Annotated in this window: 12 protein-coding genes; 5 read left to right on the top strand and 7 right to left on the bottom strand. The window is 68.3% G+C overall.

Translation table 11 applies throughout. The features are described 5' to 3' along the window. The first annotated feature begins 53 nt into the window (after nucleotides 1–53). A complete protein-coding gene (locus IEQ11_RS10350) occupies nucleotides 54–3,608 on the top strand; it encodes a ribonuclease E/G (protein WP_191820986.1) in 3,555 nt (1,184 codons plus the stop codon). A gap of 1,014 nt (nucleotides 3,609–4,622) precedes the next feature. Here the strand turns inward: IEQ11_RS10350 and IEQ11_RS10345 are convergent. Next, nucleotides 4,623–5,270 carry a response regulator gene (locus IEQ11_RS10345; RefSeq protein ID WP_036103199.1) on the bottom strand — a complete coding sequence of 216 codons (648 nt, stop codon included), beginning with the start codon at nucleotides 5,268–5,270 and terminating at the stop codon, nucleotides 4,623–4,625. Nucleotides 5,271–5,435: 165 nt separating this feature from the next. Between IEQ11_RS10345 and IEQ11_RS10340 the strand changes: the two genes are divergently transcribed. The 3 genes from IEQ11_RS10340 (at nucleotide 5,436) to IEQ11_RS10330 (ending at nucleotide 8,534) form a co-directional block, all read left to right on the top strand. Beyond that, nucleotides 5,436–5,642 carry a hypothetical protein gene (locus IEQ11_RS10340; protein WP_148650331.1) on the top strand — a complete coding sequence of 69 codons (207 nt, stop codon included), beginning with the start codon at nucleotides 5,436–5,438 and terminating at the stop codon, nucleotides 5,640–5,642. 114 nt (nucleotides 5,643–5,756) lie between these two features. Continuing rightward, a complete protein-coding gene (locus tag IEQ11_RS10335) occupies nucleotides 5,757–6,572 on the top strand; it encodes an isocitrate lyase/PEP mutase family protein (protein ID WP_036103203.1) in 816 nt (271 codons plus the stop codon). Nucleotides 6,573–7,073: 501 nt separating this feature from the next. Continuing rightward, nucleotides 7,074–8,534, top strand: a complete 1,461-nt coding sequence (locus IEQ11_RS10330; protein WP_191820985.1) for a TIGR04222 domain-containing membrane protein — start codon at nucleotides 7,074–7,076, stop codon at nucleotides 8,532–8,534. Nucleotides 8,535–8,771: 237 nt separating this feature from the next. Here IEQ11_RS10330 and IEQ11_RS10325 read toward each other — a convergent pair whose 3' ends face one another. Further along, nucleotides 8,772–9,515, bottom strand: coding sequence for an SDR family oxidoreductase (locus IEQ11_RS10325; protein WP_191820984.1), 744 nt, complete (start codon nucleotides 9,513–9,515; stop codon nucleotides 8,772–8,774). 234 nt (nucleotides 9,516–9,749) lie between these two features. Here IEQ11_RS10325 and IEQ11_RS10320 point away from each other — a divergent pair, with 234 nt between their 5' ends. Beyond that, the gene (locus tag IEQ11_RS10320; protein ID WP_191820983.1) at nucleotides 9,750–10,652 is read left to right on the top strand and encodes an AraC family transcriptional regulator; all 903 of its coding nucleotides are present in this window, start codon (nucleotides 9,750–9,752) and stop codon (nucleotides 10,650–10,652) included. A 10-nt stretch (nucleotides 10,653–10,662) separates the two neighbouring features. On the opposite strand, the gene IEQ11_RS10315 is transcribed toward IEQ11_RS10320, so the two are convergent. The 5 genes from IEQ11_RS10315 to lanKC form a co-directional block, all read right to left on the bottom strand. After that, entirely contained in the window at nucleotides 10,663–13,092 is a 2,430-nt protein-coding gene (locus tag IEQ11_RS10315; RefSeq protein ID WP_191820982.1) for an ADOP family duplicated permease, read from the bottom strand. Between the two features lie 2 nt (nucleotides 13,093–13,094). Beyond that, on the bottom strand, nucleotides 13,095–13,877 hold the full coding sequence (locus tag IEQ11_RS10310; protein ID WP_191820981.1) for an ABC transporter ATP-binding protein: 783 nt from the start codon (nucleotides 13,875–13,877) through the stop codon (nucleotides 13,095–13,097). Between the two features lie 16 nt (nucleotides 13,878–13,893). After that, a complete protein-coding gene (locus IEQ11_RS10305) occupies nucleotides 13,894–15,114 on the bottom strand; it encodes an efflux RND transporter periplasmic adaptor subunit (RefSeq protein WP_228464450.1) in 1,221 nt (406 codons plus the stop codon). A 38-nt stretch (nucleotides 15,115–15,152) separates the two neighbouring features. Further along, entirely contained in the window at nucleotides 15,153–17,039 is a 1,887-nt protein-coding gene (locus tag IEQ11_RS10300) for an ABC transporter ATP-binding protein (RefSeq protein ID WP_191820980.1), read from the bottom strand. A 70-nt stretch (nucleotides 17,040–17,109) separates the two neighbouring features. After that, nucleotides 17,110–19,848: a class III lanthionine synthetase LanKC gene (gene lanKC, locus IEQ11_RS10295; protein WP_191820979.1), complete on the bottom strand. Its 2,739-nt coding sequence runs from the start codon at nucleotides 19,846–19,848 to the stop codon at nucleotides 17,110–17,112. Nucleotides 19,849–20,016 lie beyond the last annotated feature (168 nt).

Below are 20,016 nucleotides of genomic sequence, written 5' to 3'. Positions count from 1 at the left end.
GATAGCGAAACGCCATGGCGTTCCGCGCGGTAGAGCGCGCGAGGAACGCAACAATGAAGCGCATGCTGATCAACGCGACGCAGGCAGAAGAACTGCGCGTCGCCATCGTCGACGGGCAGAACCTGTACGACATCGATATCGAACAGCCCTCCAAGGAACAAAAGAAGTCCAACATCTACAAGGGCCGCATCACCCGGCTCGAGCCTTCCCTGGAAGCGGCCTTCGTCGATTACGGCGCCGACCGTCACGGCTTCCTGCCGCTGAAGGAAATCTCCCGCGACTACTTCCAGCCCGGCGTCGACCATAACAAGGCCGGCCTGCGCGAGGTCCTGCGCGAAGGCCAGGAGATCGTGGTCCAGGTCGACAAGGAAGAACGCGGCAACAAGGGCGCCGCCCTGACCAGCTTCATCTCGCTGGCCGGCCGCTACATGGTGCTGATGCCCAACTCGCCGACCGCCGGCGGCGTCTCGCGCCGGATCGAAGGCGACGACCGCGCCGCGCTCAAAGAGGCGATGGACAAGCTGACCATCCCCGACGACATGGGCGTGATCATCCGCACCGCCGGCGTCGGCCGCGACGCGGAAGAACTGCAGTGGGACCTCGACTACCTGCTGAGCATCTGGAAGGCGGTCACCGACGAGGCGCTGAAGAAGCCCGCGCCGTTCCTGCTGTACCAGGAGTCGCGCCTGATCATCCGCGCCCTGCGCGACTACATGCGCCCGGACATCGGCGAGATCCTGGTCGACACCGACGAGATGTACGCCGAAGCGCGCGAGTTCGTCGAGCAGGTGATGCCGCACAACCTGCGCAAGCTGAAGAAGTACGCCGACGAAACCCCGCTGTTCAACCGCTTCCAGATCGAATCGCAGATCGAGAACGCGTACGAGCGCACCGTGCGCCTGCCCTCCGGCGGCGCCCTGGTCATCGACCAGACCGAAGCGCTGACCGCGATCGACGTCAACTCGGCGCGCGCCACCAAGGGCGGCGACATCGAGGAAACCGCGTTCAACACCAACCTGGAAGCGGCCGAGGAAGTGGCCCGCCAGATGCGCCTGCGCGACCTGGGCGGCCTGGTGGTGATCGACTTCATCGACATGTCGTCCAACCGCCACCAGCGCGAAGTCGAAAACAAGCTGCAGAACGCGCTCAAGCAGGACCGCGCGCGCGTGCAGATCGGCCGCATCTCGCGCTTCGGCCTGCTCGAACTCAGCCGCCAGCGCCTGCGCCCGTCGCTGGGCGAATCCAGCCAGCTGGTGTGCCCGCGCTGCGACGGCCACGGCCGCATGCGCAGCGTCGAATCGCTGTCGTTGTCGATCCTGCGCGTGGCCGAAGAGCACGCGATGAAGGAAAACACCGGACAGGTGCTGGTGCAGGCCCCGGTCGAGATCGCCAACTTCCTGCTCAACGAAAAGCGCCGCGCGCTGACCGAGATCGAGCTGCGCCACGATTCGCCGATCGTGATCGTCGCCGACGATCAGCTCGAAACCCCGCACTACGAAGTCACCCGGGTGCGCGAGAACGAGATCGGCGAAGAAACCACCAAGCCCAGCTACCAGCGCGGCACCCAGCGCAAGCTGCCGGTACATGCGCTGACCAAGGCGCATCTGAACATTCCGGACGCGCCGGCGGTCACCAACGTAAAACCGCTCCAGCCCGCGCCGCTTCGCGAACCCCGCGAGCCGGCCGTGGCGGTGGCTGCCGTCGCCGCACCGGCGCCCGCGCCGGTCGCCGCGCCGACCCACTCGGTCGGCTTGGTCGAGCGCATCCTGCGCATCTTCCGCGGCACCCCGCAGCCGGCCGTGGCCCAGCCCGAACCGGCCGCGCGCAACAGCGAAGGCCGTGGCGCACGCAACGATCGCGGCGACCGCAACGGTCAGCGCCGCGGCGAGAACCGCAACGGCAAGGGCGGCCGCGATGGCGCGCGCCGCGACGAGCCGCGTCGTGACGAGGCCCGTCAGGACTCGCGCCGCGACAAGCCGCAGCAGGGCAACGCGCAGGTGCAGGTCCCCGCCGCCGCGCAGGCGCAGCAGCCCAAGCAGAAGCAGCCGCAACCGCAGCAGCCCAAGCAGGCCCAGCAGCCCAAGCCGCAGCCGCAGAACAAGCCCGATCGCGAGGAACGCGCCGCGCAGCAGGCCAACGGCGGCAACAACGGCCAGACCCCGCGTCCGCCGCGCGAGCCGCGTCCGCCGCGTCAGGACGTCGCCGCGAGCGACGCCGTCGCCGCCGCGGTGGTGCCGACCGCGATCGCCGCCGCCTCGGCCAGCACCGGTGCGCCGGTCGCGCCGCCGGTGGTGAGCGACGACAGCGCGATCAAGCCCGACACCGCCGCCGCCGAAGCCGTCGTGGCCGAGAACGCGCAAGCCGAAGCCCATGACGGCGATGCCGGCACGGCCGCGGGCGATACCGGCGAAGGCAGCGGACGCCGCCGTCGCGGCCGTCGCGGCGGTCGCCGTCGTCGTCGTGGCAACGGCGAAGCCGGCGCCGCGGGCGAAGGCGAAGGCCAGAACCAGGACGAGAACGGTTTCGACGACGAAGACGACAACTCCGGCGAGCCGGGTTCGGCGCCCGCGGCCGCGAACCGTTCGCAGCCCGAGTTCGATTTCGACGACGAGTCCGGCGCGCAGCCTGCACCGGCCGCCACCCCGGCCGCCGCGGCCGCGGTGGTCGCCGCCACGGCGAGCACCGCCGCGAGCAGCGTGTTCGCGCCGTCGAACCCGAGCGAAGCCCGCAACCAGCCCAAGCCCTCGTTCGAGAACTTCGACCACGCCACGCATGCGGACACCAAGCCCGCACCGGCCAAGGCGCAGGCCGAAGTCGAGCGTGTCGAGGCCGAACCGGCCGACAGCAAGCCGGCCAGCGTGTTCACCGCGCCGTCGACTTCGTTCGTGGCGCCGCAGTCCGCGTTCGCCAAGCCTGCGACCTCGTACGCCACGCCGGCATCCGCCGAACCGGTAACGCAAGCCACGCCGGCCCAGGCCGCGGTCGAGTCGGTCGAATCGATCGAGCAGGCCAAGCCTGAAGTGATCGTGGTGACCGGGCAGGCCGTCGCGGCGCATACCGCGGCGCCGGTGCAGCCCGTCGATAACGACGAGCCGGCATCGGTGGTGGTCGAGCCCGAAGTGGTCGAACCGACCCGTATCGCGCCGCCCGCGGCGATCGAGCCGACGGTGGTCGAAGCGGTCGTGGTCGAACCCGTGGCGGTGGCTCCGGTGGCGGTTGCACCGGTCGCCGTCGAACCGGTGTCGGCCGAACCGGCCCGCGCGGCGGCGAACGCCGTCGAAGCGTCGGCGGCGCACGTCGCCGAGCCCGTGGTCGCGCCGCAGCCGATCATCGCGAACGAAGTCGTCACCGCCGCTCCCGCGGCGGTCGCGCCGGTCGTCGCGCCGGTCGAACCGGCCGGCCCGATCGATACCGCGGCCGCGAGCGTGGAGTCGGTCGAACCGGCCTCGCCGCTGACCCCGCGCACCGGCGGCCTGTTCGACACCCTGCCCCACCCGGCCGAACCGGCGCAGGCCGATGCGGCCCAGGCCGCGGTCGAAGGCGAGCAAAGCGCCGAAGACGATTCGAGCGGTGCCGGCCCGGACGACCACCACGAGCGTCGCGCCTGATCGCGACGTTCGCGGATCGAACGCAGTAAACAGAAAACCGGCCGCGAGAGCGGCCGGTTTTCTTTTGGGGCCAGCGCGGCGACGACTGCGCGCATCGCGAAGATCGAACTGCCGCGGCATGCTTGCGTCGGCATTTGCGATCACGCAGTCGCAGCTTGCGCAGCTCCTACAGGGGCTACCGGTGACAACCTCTGATCGGGTCCGACTGTAGGAGCGGCGCAAGCCGCGACCGCGCACCCCCCGGCCGCGACGCAAGCACACGCAGCCGATGCTGGCGTGATCGCCAGCGCATAGCGCAACCACCCGTGCAGATCGTGACGATTCGACTGCTGCATGCGCGCGCCGGCTCATGCGGCTTCACGGTCGCAGCTTACGCAGCTCCTACAGGGGGCTTCGGGTGGCTACGTCTGATCGGGCCCGACTGTAGGAGCGGCGCAAGCCGCGACCGCGCCCCCCCCCCCGGCCGCGACGCAAGCACACGCAGCCGACGCTGGCGTGATCGCCAGCGCACAGCGCAACCACCCGTGCAGATCGTGACGATTCGACTGCTGCATGCGCGCGCCGGCTCATGCGGTTCCGCGGTCGCAGCTTACGCAGCTCCTACAGGGGGGGCTTCGGGTGGCTACGTCTGATCGGGTCCGACTGTAGGAGCGGCGCAAGCCGCGACCGCGCAACCCATGGCCGCGACACAAGCACACGCAGCCGACGCTGGCGCGATCATCAGCGCATAGCGCAACCACCCGTGCAGATCGTGACGATTCGCCTGCTGCATGCGCGCGCCGGCTCATGCGGCTTCGCGGTCGCAGCTTACGCAGCTCCTATAGGGCGGCTTCGGGTGGCTACGTCTGATCGGGTCCGACTGTAGGAGCGGCGCAAGCCGCGACCGCGCAACCCACAACTACGGCGCAACCACACGCAGCCGACGCCAGCGCATAGCGCAACCGCTAGCGCAGACGACCGCAAATCCGACAAGCCCCCGACAAGCCCCCCCCGACAAACCCGCGCGAAAACCTCTTAAAGCGAATGCGCCGGATCCGCCAGTCCGTACTGCGTCGCCAGGCGCGCCAGCGCGATGCTGTCGTTGATCGCGAGTTTCTCGAACAATCGCGTCTTGTGGGTGTTGACGGTCTTCGCGCTCAAACTCAGGCGCTTGGCGATCTCTTCCTGACGGAAGCCCTGCACCAGCAGCAAGGCGATTTCCAGTTCGCGCGGCGACAATTCGTCGAACGGCGACGCGCCGCCGTCGAGGTTGGACAAGGCCAGGTTCTGGGCGATGTTGCTGGCCAGATAACGCTTGCCGCGGGCCACGTCGCGGATCGCGCGCAGCAGTTCGCTGGCGTCGCCGCCCTTGCCGACATAGCCCGATGCGCCGGCTTCGAGCAGGCGCTTGGGCATCGGCCCGTCCTCGAGCACCGAGACGATGATCACCCGGGTGCCGTGATCGCCCTTGACGATGCGTTCGGTGACTTCCAGACCGCTGACGCCGGGCAGGTGCAGATCGCACAGCACCACGTCGGGCTTGAGCTTGCGGATCTGCGGCAAGGCCTCTTCGCCGCTCTCGACATCGCCGAGTACCTCGATATCCGTCTCCGCCGACAGGATCATGCGCATGCCGGTTCGCACCAGAGCATGGTCGTCCACGATGAATACACGGATGGTCATACGATCCCCAGAAAACACGTTCAGCCAACGTAAGCGAGGCTACGCGGCGGTATGAAACCGCGCAAGGCATTGATATTGATGACTCAACGACGCCGCCCCGATGCCGCATAAACTCCGGCTTCGCATACGCGAAAAAAGCATCCGTGCCGCGCCAGGCCGATCGCCTTGAATGATCTGCGTCACAACCCGGCATTGACTCGCCGCAGTTGCCAGCGCTGGCACGCGGTAATGGTATCCGAGTCGCGCCGGGCAAACCCGGCGGCGGCCGAGAATGGCGGGAAACCGGCGCTTCGTGTCGGTTACGCGACAATCGGCTCACGCTGGAAAATAAAATTCGCGCCGCGCGAAGATGCGATGCAGTTCGCTTTTTAGCGAGACGCGAGCCGCGCTTTCTCAGGTAAGTTCACGACCGAAAACGGCCGGCACCGCCGATACACGCATGCCATGCTGGCCGCACGCCCTTCTCCCGCATCCGGAACCCCCTCCATGAGCCGTCCGCAAACCGAACTCGCCACCCAGTTCCATGCCCTGCACCACGACGGCCTGCTGCTGCTCGCCAATGCCTGGGACGCCGGTAGCGCGCGCATGATCGAAAGCCTGGGCGCCAAGGCGATGGCCACCACCAGCGCCGGCGTGGCCTGGTCGCACGGCTATCCCGACGGCGACCTGCTGCCGGTGCGGCGGCTGGTGGCGACGGTCGCCGACATCGTGCGCGCGATCCAGATACCGCTCACGGTCGATGCCGAAGGCGGCTATTCGGACGATCCGGCCGCGGTCGCCGAAACCGTGTCGGGCCTGATAGACGTCGGCGCGGTCGGCATCAATCTGGAAGACGGCGGCCAGGACCCCGACCTGCTGTGCGCCAAGATCGAGCACATCAAGCGCGCGAGCGCGCGCCTGGGCATCGCGCTGTACCTCAACGCGCGCACCGACGTCTACCTGCGCGGCCTGGCGCCGCCGGAACAGCGCGTCGAGGCCACCCTCGCCCGCGCCGCGCGCTATCGCGCCGCCGGCGCCGACGGCCTGTTCGTGCCCGGCCTGACCGACGAAGCGCAGACCCGCGCGATCGCCAGCGAAGCCGGTCTGCCGCTGAACCTGCTCGCGCGTCCGGCGCTGCCGTCGGCGGAGGTCCTGCAGACCTGGGGCGTGCGCCGCCTCAGCGCCGGCTCGGACATCGCCCAGTCGATGTACACGCGCATGTCCGCGCTGGCCAGCGGCTTCCTGCGCGACGGCGATTCGCGCCCGCTCGGCGCCGATGCGACGCCGTACTCGCAACTCAACGCCTTGTTCGAAGGCCGTTGAAGCCAGGCGATTGCCGGTGACGCCGGCAACTTGGCGATGCGTCGTGCCGGCAAGCCTCAGGTCGCCGGAATGGCGACTTTAGCTGCCTGCGGGAGCGGCGCAAGCCGCGATCGCGAGCCACCCGATCGCGACGAAACCATCTTTCGTCGCGAACATGATGCAGCGCGGTCGCGTCTTGCGCCGCTCCTACAGTGCAATATGCAACCACGGGCGTGCTTGCTGGAACGGCGTTCGCGCTTGCTCGCGGCGGCAGCTGACCAAGGCAGCCGGCCGCAGCGCCGCCGACGAAAGCACTGACAGCGGATGCATCGCATCGCGATGAGGCGATGCATTCGTTAATTTTTCGCCGTGTACGCAGCGGCATGTCTAGCTACATCCGGCTATTTCGCCGCGATCGTCGCCCACGTACCGTGCCGCCCAAGCTGGCACGGCGACGGATCGCACGCGGCGTCGTACAGTGAAGACACCACGGTTCAATGGATGGACTTGCGGAGGATTGTCATGAGCGATCCGAACACTGCGGCGACGGACGCCGCGCAATGGACGAGCGAACAAAAAGCCTTGTGGGAACGCTTGCGCGAGCATCGTTTCGACGAGCCCGGTTCCGACGAATTCGCGCTGCGCGTGGCCAAGGACGCGCGGCTGCACCTCGACGACGCCCAGGCCGCGATCGAGGAATACCGGCGCTTTTGCTTTCTCGCGGTGGCCGCCGGCCATCCGGTCACGCCGAGCCAGCGGGTCGATCAGGTCTGGCATACCCACATCACCGACACCCGCGGCTATCAGGCGTTCTGCCAGCAGGTGCTCAAGCAGCCGCTGCACCACGTGCCTTCGCGGGGCGGGGTCGCCGAAGACCGGCGCCACGAAGCGCAATACGCCGACACCCTGGACAGTTACCGGCGCTACTTCGGTCCGTTGCCCGAACGCATCTGGCCGGATGCGCGCATCGCCCAGAAAGTCCGCGCCCTCAGCCTGGGGTCGGAGCGCGAACCGTCCAACTCCCTGCGTTGGCTGGTGCGCACGGGCTCGATCACCGCCATCGCCTACATCCTACTGGCCTCGTATTGCGAACGCCTCAATCCCTTGCACTGGACCGGCGGCGCGTTCCTGCTGTGGTACCTGACCTTGATGTTCGCCTCGTTGCGCCTGAGCGGCTGGCTGCTGCGACACGGCAGAAATCATGGCGACCGCGCCAAGCGCAAGGCCGAACCCTGGGAACTGGCCTATCTGGCCGGCGGCGCCATGCGCGTCGCCGACGCGGTCGTGGCCGAGTTGCTGGCGCGCGATCTGGTCGTGCTTGAATTCGACCGCAAGGACCTCAACGACGCGCGCAACAACGATCAAGTGTGGCTGCGCCCGCAACCGCAGATACCGGCGCAGATGGAGGCGCTGCCGCCGATCCTGCGCGAAGCGATGGATACCATCGTCGCCTCGCGCAAGAACCTGTCGCACATCCTCGGCCTGCTGCGTCAGCGCTATGAAGGCATGGACGAAGAGTTGCAACGCGCGGGCCTGGCCAACACCACCGAGCAACGCTTCAAGGCCAAGCTGTGGTCGCTGGCCCCGCCGGTGGCGGTGATCGTATTGGGCGTGAGCAAGATCGTGATCGGCCTGCAGGGCGATCATCCGGTCGCGTTCCTGGTGGTGCTGACCGTGCTGATGATGCTGATCACCCTGGTGCGGATGGCGATTCCGGTCGACGCGATCAGCCACGCCGGCGAATGGGAGCTGTACCGCGCACGCCGTCGGGCGAACGAGTCCCCTGGCGATGCGTTGACCTACGTCGCCCTGATCGGCCCCGCGGCGCTGATGGGCACGCCGCTGGACGGCTACAACCTGGTGCGCGAGCCCGCCGGTCACGGCGGCGTGGGCGGTGGCGATGGTGGAGGCGGCGGCGGCGGTGGGGGCGATGGCGGCGGAGGTGGTTGCGGCGGCGGCTGCGGTGGATGCGGCGGCAGTTGATGCCCGGGCTCCAGTTCGCCGCAGTGCAGTCAGTGTCATGCCGGCGAAACCTGAGCGATACCAGCCTCGACAGCCTGTCCCCACGTCAGCGCGGGGACAGGCTGCACTTCGACGGTCGGATGGATGCGGCTCGGATTGATGCAGCCCGGATCGATGCAGCTCGATTGCGATCACGTCGTATCCGGATAAGCCCACGACCTTCGCGCGTGCTCCGATCGACCCCATCAAGCCGCCGGGTCAGAACGTCCCCGCCGTCGGCCGCACGATCACCTCGCTGACATCCACATCGGCCGGCTGTTCGATCGCGAACGCGATCGCGCGGGCTATCGCGTCGGGCTGGATCGCGATGCGGCGGAACTCCTTCATGCCCTGCGCGGTGGCCGGGTCGGTGATGGTGTCGGCCAGTTCCGACTCGACCACGCCCGGCGAAATCGTGGTCACCCGGATCGTGTCGCTTTCCTGGCGCAGGCCGTCGGAGATCGCCCACACCGCGAACTTGGTCGCGCAGTACACCGCCGCGGTCGGCACCACGTAGTGCGCGCCCAGGGACGCGACGTTGATCACCTGGCCCGAACCCTGCGCCCGCATCACCGGCAAGATCGCGGCGATCCCGTGCAGCACGCCACGGATATTCACGTCGATCATGCGGTTCCATTCGTCGAGCTTGAGCGCGCTCAGCGGCGACAGCGGCATGATCCCGGCGTTGTTGACCAGCACGTCGACGCGGCCGAATTGCTGCTGCGCGTAGGCGACGAACGCGGCGACATCGGCTGGGTCGGTGACGTCGAGCAAGCGATGGCGGACCGAGCCGCCGGCATCGGTGATGGCCTGCTCCAGCGCCCGCAGGCGCTCGCCGCGGCGCGCGCCGATCACCACGTTGGCGCCGCGCTGCGCCAGCAGCTTCGCGGTGGCCTCGCCGATGCCGCTGCTGGCGCCGGTGATCAATACGGTCTTGCCGTGCAAAGAGGGGGTGTTGCTCATGTCGGTTTCCTCGTGTTCGGACGGCGGACGCGGGTCGTCCGGCCTGCGGCGCACTTTGCGCAGCCGCGGCCTCGCGGCGATAGCATGATCGCCGCGAACTCTTGCACGATCCTCCACAACCGCCCGCGAAGCCTTGTCCGGCCAATCCCGCGCGCGGATCATCGCCGCATCGGGTCCGTCGGCGAAATCCGCTGAAAACCAAGGCCCGCAACCCACCGAGGCGATGTTCCCGCCATGACTGCCGCACACCTGCTCGCCCGCTCGATTGACCGATACTCCGACGGCGACGGCCTGCATCCGACCGCGTTGCCGCGGGTGCAACTGATCCGTTGCAGCCGTCCGGTCGATGCGCTGCACGAACTGCATCGGCCCGCGGTCTGCATCGTCGCCCAGGGCAGCAAGCGGGTGATCCTGGGCGACCGCATCTACGAATACGATCCTCAGCGCTACCTGGTGGTGTCGGTCGACGTGCCGATCATCGGCGAGATCGTTCACGCCAGCGACGACGAACCCTATCTGTGCCTGCGCCTGGACCTCGATCCGGCGCTGCTGAGCGCGCTGTGGATCGAATCGGGCCTGCCGCCGGCGGTCGAGGCCGCGCCCGGCCCCAGCCTGATGCTCAGCAACGCCACCGCCGACCTGCTCGACGCCGCGGTGCGGCTGTTGAACCTGCTCGACACGCCCGACGACATTCCCATGCTGGCGCCGCTGATCGAACGCGAAATCCTCTATCGCCTGATCAAGGGCGAACAGGCCGCGCGCCTGTACGACATCGCCCACGGCGAAAGCCGCGGCCGCCAGGTGCATCGCGCGATCGACTGGATCAAGCGCAATTTCCGCGAGCCCTTCGACATGGCCGAACTCGCCGCGCACGCGCGCATGAGCCCCTCGGCCCTGCACGCGCACTTCAAGACCGTCACCCGCATGAGCCCGCTGCAGTACCAGAAGCAACTGCGCCTGCAGCAGGCGCGCGGGCTGATGCTGGGCCAGGCCATGGACGCGGCCAGCGCCGGCCACGCGGTCGGTTACGACAGCCCCTCGCAGTTCAGCCGCGAATACGCGCGCCTGTTCGGCGCGCCGCCGTTGCGCGACGTGGCGCGGCTGCGCGAACTTCCCTCGGGCTTCCAGGGCAGTTGAACCGGCCGGCTCAGTCCACGCGCAGCGCCTGCATCGGGTCCGAGCGCGCCACCCGCAACGCCGGCAGCGCGGTCGCCACGGCCGCGGCGAGCGCCAACACCAGCGCCACCGCCAGCATCGCCAGCGGATCGGCCGCGCCGACGCCGAACAGGAAACGCCGGATCACCCGCGCCGCCAACAACGCCGCGATCATGCCCGCGCCCAGACCGACCGTGACCTGCAGCGCGCTGTCGCGGAACACCAGCGCCAGCAGACGCCGCGCGCTGGCGCCGAGCGCGGCGCGCACGCCGTACTCGTGGCGGCGCGCGGCCACGTTGACCGACAGCACCGCATACAGGCCGATGCAGGCCAGCGACAACGCCAGCAGCGAGAACAGCCCGACCAGCAGCAACTGCAGCCGGCTCTCGCCCATCGCCTCATCGACCACCGAGCGCATCGAACGGATATCGCCGATCGGCTGCTGCGGCGCGGCCTCGGCCACCGCCTTGCGCAGCGCCGGTTCCAGGTTCGCTATCTGCCCATGGGTACGCACCGCGTAGTTCAACGGACCGAACTCGCGCATGGTGTTCCACAGCTTGGGCGGCATCTGCGCCAGCGGCACGTACACGATCGGCGGCGCCGGTTCGGCCGGACCGAACTGGCGCACATCGCCGACCACGCCGACCACGCGCATCGTCGGCATCGCGTTGCCGTCGCCGCGGCCCATGCGCAGGGTCTGGCCCAAGGGATCGCCCTTGAGATACTCGCGCGCGAACGCGGCGCTGACCACGCACACCGGTTCGGCGCCGTGACTGTCGCGTGCATCGAACACGCGACCGGCGCTGTTGGCGATGGCGAACAGCGCGAAGTAGTCGCCATCGACCGGGCGGTATTGCGGCTGGATCGAACGCCCGTCGGCCAGGGTCGCCGGCAGATTGAGCTGCGAGCCCAGCGGCAGGTTGCCGGTCACCGCGACCCGCTGCACGCCCGGCAACGCGCGCAGGCGATCGAGCACCGCGCGGGTCTGCGCGTTGACCGCGTCGATGTCGGTGTAGATGCGCCGCACCGGCGCCAGCTTGAAGGTCTCCACCGAGGTCGCATCGAATCCCAGCGGCACCGAGTTCAATTCGTACAGGCTGCGCATGAACAAACTCGCGACCACCAACAGCAACGCTGCCAGCGCCACCTGCGCGACCACCAGCACCCGCCCCAGACGCCCGGCATGCCGGCTCAATCCGGAGCGGCCGCCGCCGACCAGTTCGGCGCTGAGGCTGCGCACGCGGCCGCGCCACGCGCCCAGCGCGGCCGCGAGCAAGGCCACCAGCACGCCGATCGCCAGCGCGAACCAGCCGCCGGCCGCGACCAGCGCGATGCGTCCGCCGGGCAGCCACTGCGGCGGCACCGATCCGCCCAACAGCCGCAAACCGGCCCAGGCCAACGCGATCCCGGCCGCGCTGCCGCAGGCGCCGATCAACAGCGCTTCGGCGAACGCCGGCATCGCCAGACGCAGACCCGACGCGCCCAGCGCCGCGCGCACCGCGCTGTCGTGGGTGCGCACGATCGAACGCTGGATCACCAGGTTGGTCAGGTTGATCGCGGCGATCGCCAGCACGCACAAGGCCGCTGCGAAGAACAGCCACAAGGTCGCGCCGGTGGCGCCGGTGTAGAACTCGCGCAGCGGCATGGCGAGGTAACGCTGGCGCGACAGATGCTGGTAGGCCTCGGGCGCCATGCTTGAGCGCAGATCGGCGATCAGGGCATGGATGCGCGCGTCGATGCGCGCGTTCAAACCTTCGGCCGGAGCGCGCAGGCGCGCGATCGCGTACTGGTTGGTGTCCATGTCCTGGCTCGCGGGCGCAAGCCGCATCGGCACCAGCAGATCGAAATCCTCGACCCAGGCGAAGTCTTTCGGCAGCACGCCGATGATCCGCGCCGGCTTGCCTTCCAGCACGATCGAACGGCCGAGCACGTTCGCATCGCCGCCGAACTGGGCGATCCAGAAACCATGGCCGATCACCACCACCCGATCGCCTTCGGGCCGGTCCTCGGTCTGGCTGAAATTGCGGCCCAGCGCCATGCGCACGCCGAGCGTCTGCAAAAAACCATGGTCGGCCAGCAACAACGGGCTGACCAGCAGCGCATCGTCGCGCACGACATTGACGTTGCGCACGAACGAGGACGCGATGCCGCTGGCGGAAAATTCCGGCAGTTCGCGCAGGCTGCGCTGGATCGCCGGCGCGGCGACCACGCTGCCTTCGTAGTCCATGCCGATCGCCACCAGTTGCTGCGGCTGCGCGAACGGCAACGGTCGCAGCAAGCCTTGATAGAGCAGCGAGAACACCGCGCAACTGGCGGCCACGCCCAGCGCGAGGGTCAGCGCCGCGACCAGCAGATAGCCCGGCTTGCGCAGCAGATTGCGCCACGCGCGCAGCCATTCGCTCAGGATCAGCATCGCGGCCATGCTCAAGCCGTTTCCGCGTCGTCGGACTGGATGCGCCCGTCGAACATGCGCACCACTCGTCCGGCGCGCGCGGCGAAACTCGGATCGTGGCTGACCATGCATAAGGTCGAGCCGCCGCGATGCAGGTCTTCGAGCAGGCCCATCACCGCCTCGCCGTTGTGGCTGTCGAGGTTGCCGGTGGGTTCGTCGGCGAGCAGGATCGCCGGTTCGCCGACCAGCGCGCGCGCCACCGCCACGCGCTGCTGCTGGCCGCCGGACAACTGCCCCGGGTAATGCCGCGCGCGATGCGCCATGCCGACGCGGTCCAGCGCCTCGGCCACGCGGCGACGGCGCTGATCGCGGCCGATCGCGCCGCGGTAGGTCAACGGCAGTTCGACGTTTTCCTCCACGCTCAGATCGGCGATCAGGTTGAACGACTGGAAGATGAAGCCGATCTCGTCGTTGCGGATCTGCGCGCGCGCCGCGCGGCCGAGCCCGGCGACATCGCGGCCCTTGAGCCAGTACTCGCCGCCGCTGGGCGTGTCGAGCAGGCCGAGGATCGACAGCAGGGTCGATTTGCCGCAGCCCGACGGCCCGGTGATGGCGACGAAGTCGCCGCGCGCGATGTCCAGCGATACCGCCGCCAATGCGTGGGTCCGCACTTCGTCGGTGTCGAAGACCTTGTCCAGGCCGCGCAACCGGATCAGCGGCGTGGCGGCCGCGGCGAGGTGCGCGGACGAGGCCTCGCCGCCGGCCGCAACCACGCCGTCGTCGCGAAGGGTCTGGAAACTGGCTGCTGCGTTCATGCGCGCTCCGTAGTGATCAACGCACCTTGAGGGTGTCGTAGCGGTCCCACTGGCTGGTTTCGGAAAGAATCACCTGATCGCCCGGACGCAGGCCCGAACGCACTTCGATGCGATCGCCCGACGCGCGGCCGTAGGCCACCTGCACGCGCCGCGCCACGTCGCTGCCGGCCGTCAACACGAACACGCGCGAGCCCGACTGCGGCGTCGCGCTCGCGGCCCGGCCGATGCTCAGCACATCGTGCAAGCGCGCCAGCACGATGCGGCCGTCGACCGACAAGTCCGGCCGCGCGCCCGAGGGCAGCGGCCGCGCGAAACCGACATCGACCGTGACCCGGCCTTCCTTCACCGCCGGATCGATGCGGCTGATCCGGCCCTCGGCCACGCCGTTGTGGGTATCGACCTGCACCGGCAGGTCCAGGCTCAGGTCCTTGGCCTGCACCTCGGGCACCTGTAGTCGCGCGATCAGCACCTCCTGCCGCGCCACCCGCGCCAGGCTGGTGCCGAGCGGAACCTGCTGCCCGGGTTCCACATCCATCTGCTGCACGATGCCGTCGATGCCGGCGCGCACTTCCAGCGCGGCCACGTCCTGTCGCGCCAGTTCGAACGCGCTGGCGACTTCGTCGCGCTTGGCCTGCGCGGCGCGCATCTGCGCATCGAAGTTCTGCCTCGCCGCGGCGGCGCGGCGTTTCTCCACCGCGACCAGATTGCCGTCCTGGACCAGGGTGATCTGGCTCTGCCGCAGTTCCATCTTCGACGAAGCGCCGGCCGCCTCGGCGCGCGCCTGCGCTTCGGTCTTGGCCTTGCTGATCTGATACACCGATTCGGCCTTGGTCAGGGTCGCTTCCTGATCCAGCAACTGCGACTGCAAGGCGGTGCGCTGGGCCGCGACATCGGCATCGGCGCCGGCCAGCGCCGCGCGCGCCTTTTCCAGCGCGGCCAGCGCGGCCGGATTGCCGAGCCGCAGGATCACCGTATCGACGCCGACCCGCGCGCCGGGAAGCACCAGCACTTCCTGCACCGTGCCGGCGGTGGCCGCGGTGATCCAGCGCACGTCGCGCGGCACCAGGGTGCCGGTGGCGCGGATCTCATGGACCATGTCGCCGCGCGTGGCCGCGTCGATCCACAGGTCCGAGCGCTGCGCGCTCGGCATCGCTTCGCCCAGGCCCATCAGCGCGGCGCTGATCGCGACCAGGGCCACGCTGCCGCCGGCCAGCCACCAGCCGCTGCGTTTGCGCATGAATCCGGTTTTTTTCGGTTTGATCACATCCATGACGCTTACTCCACCATGGTCGAGCGGGGAATCGGGAGTCGGGAATCGGGAATCGAAAAAGCAGTTCGCGTCGGGGCCGGCGGTTGCGATTCCCGACTCCCCATTCCCGATTCCCGGCCCGGCTCGGCCGCCGGCTGCGGGTTCTGACGTGTGTGCAACGCGACCGCCAGGCCGTGGTCGCGGGCGATGAATTCGGCGTAGCTGGGACGCTCGACGATGCGTCCGTGCTCCAGTACCAGGATCAGGTCGGCATTGCGCACGGTGGCCTGGCGATGCGCGACCACGAAGGTCGTGCGCTGCCGCTTGAGCCGTTCGATCGCCTGCTGGATCAGCGCCTCGGCGGCGCCGTCGACGGCCGAGGTCGCCTCGTCCAGCAACAGGATCGGCGCGTCCTTGAGCAAGGCGCGGGCGATCGAGATGCGCTGGCGCTGGCCGCCGCTGAGTTGCAGGCCGCGTTCGCCGATCTGGGTGTCGTAACCCTCGCGCAGGCGTTCGATGAACTCGTGCGCGTGCGCGGCCCGCGCGGCGGCTTCGACCTCTTCGTCGCTGGCGTCGAGGCGGCCGTAGCGGATGTTCTCGCGCACGCTGGTGCCGAACAGGAACACGTCCTGCGACACCATCGCCACCGATTGGCGCAATGATTCGAGCGTGTAGTCGCGCACGTCGCGGCCGTTGATCCGCACCGCGCCGGCGCCGACGTCGTACAAGCGCGGGATCAACCGGATCAGGGTCGATTTGCCGGCGCCGCTGTGGCCGACCAGGGCCACGGTCTGGCCGGGCTCGGCGCGCAACTGGATGCCGGCCAGCACCGGCTCGTCGGCGCGGTAGGCGAAGTCGACGCCGTCGAACTCGACCACCGCGCGCTCGCTGCGCAGTTCCAGCGCATCGTCGCGCTCGCGCAGGCTCGGCTGGATGTCGAGGATCTCGAACACCCGCTTCGACGCGCCGGCCGCCTGGCTGAAGCTCGAATACTGCTGCGACAAGGTGACGATGCTCTGGGTGATGTTCTGCGAATACAGCAAGAACGCGACCAGGCTGCCGGCGCTGAGCCGGCCGGCCATCACCTGCAGCCCGCCGTACCAGAAGATGGCGATGGTCGAACTCGCGGTTAGCAGGGAAATCAAGGCGTTGAAGAACGCATCGGTGCGGCGCGCGCTCAGCACCACGGCGAGATAGCGGTTCATGCCGCTGCGATAGCGCTGCGCCTCGCGCGGCGCGCGCGCATAGGCCTTGATCAGTTCGATCCCGGTCAGCGATTCCTGGGCGATGGTGGTCGAATGCGCCAGTTCGTCCTGGATCTTCGCCGACAGCCGCCGCAACACCGGACCGAAACCGCGCGTGACCACGGTGGTCAGCGGCGTCACCGCCAGCACCAGCAGGCCCATGCGCCAGTTCATGCCGAGCATCACCACCGCCGCGCCGACGAACTGGAACAGGTTGATGACCACGTACACCGACAGATTGGCGACGATGTTGCGCACCGCGGCGACATCGTTGCCCAGCCGCGACAGCAGGTCGCCGATGCGTTGCTGGATGTGATAGTCCAGGCCCAGCGTGTGCAGATGCTCGAACACGCGGATGCGCAATTCGGCGACCACGCTGTCGCCGACCAGTTGCAGGCGGAACTGGCCGATGAAGCTGAACACCGCGCGCAGCACGAAGATGCCGAGCAAGGCCAGGGTCACCAGATGGATGGCCGCGGTGTCGCGCTGGGCCAGCATCTGGTCGAACAACTGCTTGATGCCCAGCGGCAACAGCAGCCCGATCGCGGTCGCGATCATGATCATCAGCAGCGACAGCGCGATCCGCCCGGCATACGGCCGGGCGAAGGCGTAGATGCGCCTCGCCTGTGCGCTCAGCTCCAGCCCGTCCTCGCCCGCCTTCGCGCTCATCGCTGCACGCATCCTCGCGCGCCGCCGAGCGCATCAGGATTCGGGCGCTCCACCGCGATCGGCGCAAGGCTCATGACAAGGCCTCGCATGCCGGTTCCGGACGATCCTGCGGCGCCCAGTCCGGCAGCAGTTCGTCGAGCATGAACGAAGCGCCGTCGCGCTTGCGATACCGGTCCATCACCAGGGCCACGCCCGCGCCGCCAGTACCGAAGTCGCAGCTGATCCGGGTCAGCGATTCGCCCGGAAACGCCAGGCCGCCCGCGCGTTCGACCGGGAACAGCATGGCGCCGGCCAGCAAGCGCCGCGTCGCCGCCAGCGCCAGCGTTTCCCAGCGCGGGAAGCGCGCCATGTCCAGGTACATTTCCGCGATCCCGGCGATGCCGAAGAAATAGCCGGGGAAGATCGTGTACTTGCGATCGCATTCGATATGGATATGTTCCATCGGCTCGGCATAGGCGGCATCGCCGGTCGCATGCCAATAGCGCAGCAGCACCCGGCCGATGCCGGAGCTGCCCCAGCGCCAGTACGGGGTGAAGGTCGCGGTGCGATCGCGCGCGCGCCAGGTCAGGCCGCCTTCGACGTTGCGCACCGACTTGTGCATGACCCATTCGATCGCCTGCCGCCCGGTCGCCAGGAACCGTTCCTCGCCGGTGGCGCAATGCAGATACAGCAGGAACAGCGCGATGCCCGCCGCGCCGTGCGCCAGGCTGGACGACACGCCCTCGGGCGCGTTCCAGAAGCATCCGGGGAACAGCTCGGGATCGACCTCGCGGCTTTCGATCAGGAAATTGCCGACCTTGCGCGCCGCATCCAGATAGGCCTGGTCGCCGGTCTCGCGGAAGAACCGCAGCTGCGCCATGCCCCAGCCCGATGCGCCGTCGAACAGGGTCGGCGAATTCCACAGCAGGCGATGGTCGCGGGTGTGCTCGATCGCCTCGATCGCTTCATCGCGCAGGCCCAGTTCCAGCATCGACCAGGCGATGCCGGCCAGCCCGGTGTACAGGCCCGGCGAATAGGTGCGCCCCTTGATGTTGAGGTTCTGCGCGCGGATCCATTCGATCACCCGCGGGTCCACCGCGCCGCGCGCGCGCTGCATCACATAGGCCACGCCGCAGGCGCCGTGGGCGATGCTGAGCGGATTGGTGTCGAAAACCAGCGCATCGGCCGGATACAGCCGGTCGCTGCGTTCGAAATCGGCGACCGAGTCGGCGTAACCCAGGATGCGCTCGATGGTCTGGTCCAGATCGATCTGGTCCAGTTCGTAGGTACCGATGTTCGGTTCGCGCGGCTCGTGCTCGACCGACAGCACCTCGATCACATGCTCCATGCCGGGCCGCTGTTCTTCATCGGGATGCAGCAGCGCCAGGATCAGCTCGGCCAGATCGTCGGGCAGATCGAAATCGCGCCGGCACGCGTCGATATAGCGCCTGTGCGCATCGCGATCGAGCACCAGCAGCGAATTCATCGGGAACAGGCCGGCCATCATCAGGCCGCCGATCGAGTAGTAATCGTCGCGCTTGGTCGACATGCCGCGGTCGGCCGCCTGCTGGGTCGAAAAACCCGGGGTCATCAGATGCGTCGGCAGATCAATGCCTTCCTCGTAAGCGCCCTCGAAGTCGATCAGCTTCAGGGTCGGATACGGGTCGTCGCTGTCGCGCATGAACACCATCACGTTGGCCATCGACAGGTCGCTGAAGACGATGTCGCGGTCGTGCAGCGCCTTGACCATCTTCGCCAGTTCGATGAACAGATGGCGATAACGGCGGTAGTACTCGCGCGCGTACTCGACGGTGGGCCGGGTGCGCAGCAGCAGGCCGATCTGCAGCAGATGGCCGCGCAAGGTGTGGCTGCCTTCGAGATATTCCTCGACCAGATAGGCGTGCTCCCAGTCGAGGAAGAAATCCAGTGGCTTGGGCGCGATCTCCAGATCGGCGATCAAGCCGAGCAGACGGTGCTCCTTCTTGAGCAGTTGCATCGCATCCAGGCCGCGCGCGGACACGTTGGTGTACGGCCGGCCTTCCTTGATCACGACCTGACGCTCGCCGTGTCGGTCCCAGGCCAGGTATACGCAGCCCGGATTGCTCGACGCCAACACCTCGCGCACTTCGTAACGTCCCTTGCACAAGGTGCCGTCCTCGCCTTCGTCGACGCTCGCCGCGGCGGGCTGCTCGAACGGATCGTGCACGCCGTCGGGCAGATGGAAGAACGGCGTGCGCTCGTCGTCGATGTAGTTGCCGTCCTGATCCTGGATCACATGCACGGTGCGGCCGCTGACATCCAGCCGCTTGACCGGCAACAGGCCGCCGTAGCGGTAATGCACGATGCGGCTGTCCTTGTAGCGACGATCCGACAGGATGTACGGCCCCCAGTAACCGATGGTCGCCCGGTGCAGCTCCTCCAGCAGTTCGGCACAGTGCTCGGTGCTGGTGGGATAGACGGTGATGAATTTTCCGGCCGCGCCGCGCGACCAGCGCTTGCCGTTGGACAGATGCAGCATGGTGCGGTCGACCAGGAATTTGAAGGTGACCCGGCGCTCGATCATCATCCGCGCCACGGTCATCAGGATCGCCGGCGAATGCGCGGGCGTGGCCGACAGATGGATCTTCCAGCCCTGCGCCGGAATCTGCGCGCCCTCGTAGTTGCAGCCCCACCAGACATTGTGCTGATCGATGCGCCAGTCGGGCGGAAGCAGGCGCCGCACCTGCGCGTGGTAATCGCCCAGCAAGGGCTGATAGCGCGACATGGGTTCGTAGAACTCCTTGCTCGCCATCGAGAACAGCTGTTTGTCCTGTATCAGCAGCTCGCCCATGCCCCATCCCCTGGTTGATTGATTGTCCGCACCTGCCGCCGCGATCGTTCACCGCGACGGACGCTATCGATCGGCTCGCCGAAGTCCGCGCGCGCCGCGTACACGCCATCGCCCGCGCGGCGACGATCGAGCCGTCGCTGGCGTCGCGTTGGCGCTGCATCGATTGGA

It is taken from the genome of Lysobacter capsici, assembly GCF_014779555.2.
Classification (GTDB): Bacteria; Pseudomonadota; Gammaproteobacteria; order Xanthomonadales; family Xanthomonadaceae; genus Lysobacter; species Lysobacter capsici.
Note: the sequence above shows the minus strand (reverse complement) of the source record. Positions and strands in the feature narration are given on the sequence as shown.

Bases quoted from the DNA above. Each gene is read 5' to 3' on its own strand.
- IEQ11_RS10315 (WP_191820982.1), bottom strand. From the start codon at position 13,092: ATGGCCGCGATGCTGATCCTGAGCGAATGGCTGCGCGCGTGGCGCAAT.
- IEQ11_RS10305 (WP_228464450.1), bottom strand. From the start codon at position 15,114: ATGCGCAAACGCAGCGGCTGGTGGCTGGCCGGCGGCAGCGTGGCCCTG.
- IEQ11_RS10310 (WP_191820981.1), bottom strand. From the start codon at position 13,877: ATGAACGCAGCAGCCAGTTTCCAGACCCTTCGCGACGACGGCGTGGTT.
- IEQ11_RS10330 (WP_191820985.1), top strand. From the start codon at position 7,074: ATGAGCGATCCGAACACTGCGGCGACGGACGCCGCGCAATGGACGAGC.
- IEQ11_RS10335 (WP_036103203.1), top strand. From the start codon at position 5,757: ATGAGCCGTCCGCAAACCGAACTCGCCACCCAGTTCCATGCCCTGCAC.
- IEQ11_RS10300 (WP_191820980.1), bottom strand. From the start codon at position 17,039: ATGAGCGCGAAGGCGGGCGAGGACGGGCTGGAGCTGAGCGCACAGGCG.
- IEQ11_RS10345 (WP_036103199.1), bottom strand. From the start codon at position 5,270: ATGACCATCCGTGTATTCATCGTGGACGACCATGCTCTGGTGCGAACC.
- IEQ11_RS10325 (WP_191820984.1), bottom strand. From the start codon at position 9,515: ATGAGCAACACCCCCTCTTTGCACGGCAAGACCGTATTGATCACCGGC.
- IEQ11_RS10320 (WP_191820983.1), top strand. From the start codon at position 9,750: ATGACTGCCGCACACCTGCTCGCCCGCTCGATTGACCGATACTCCGAC.
- lanKC (WP_191820979.1), bottom strand. From the start codon at position 19,848: ATGGGCGAGCTGCTGATACAGGACAAACAGCTGTTCTCGATGGCGAGC.
- IEQ11_RS10350 (WP_191820986.1), top strand. From the start codon at position 54: ATGAAGCGCATGCTGATCAACGCGACGCAGGCAGAAGAACTGCGCGTC.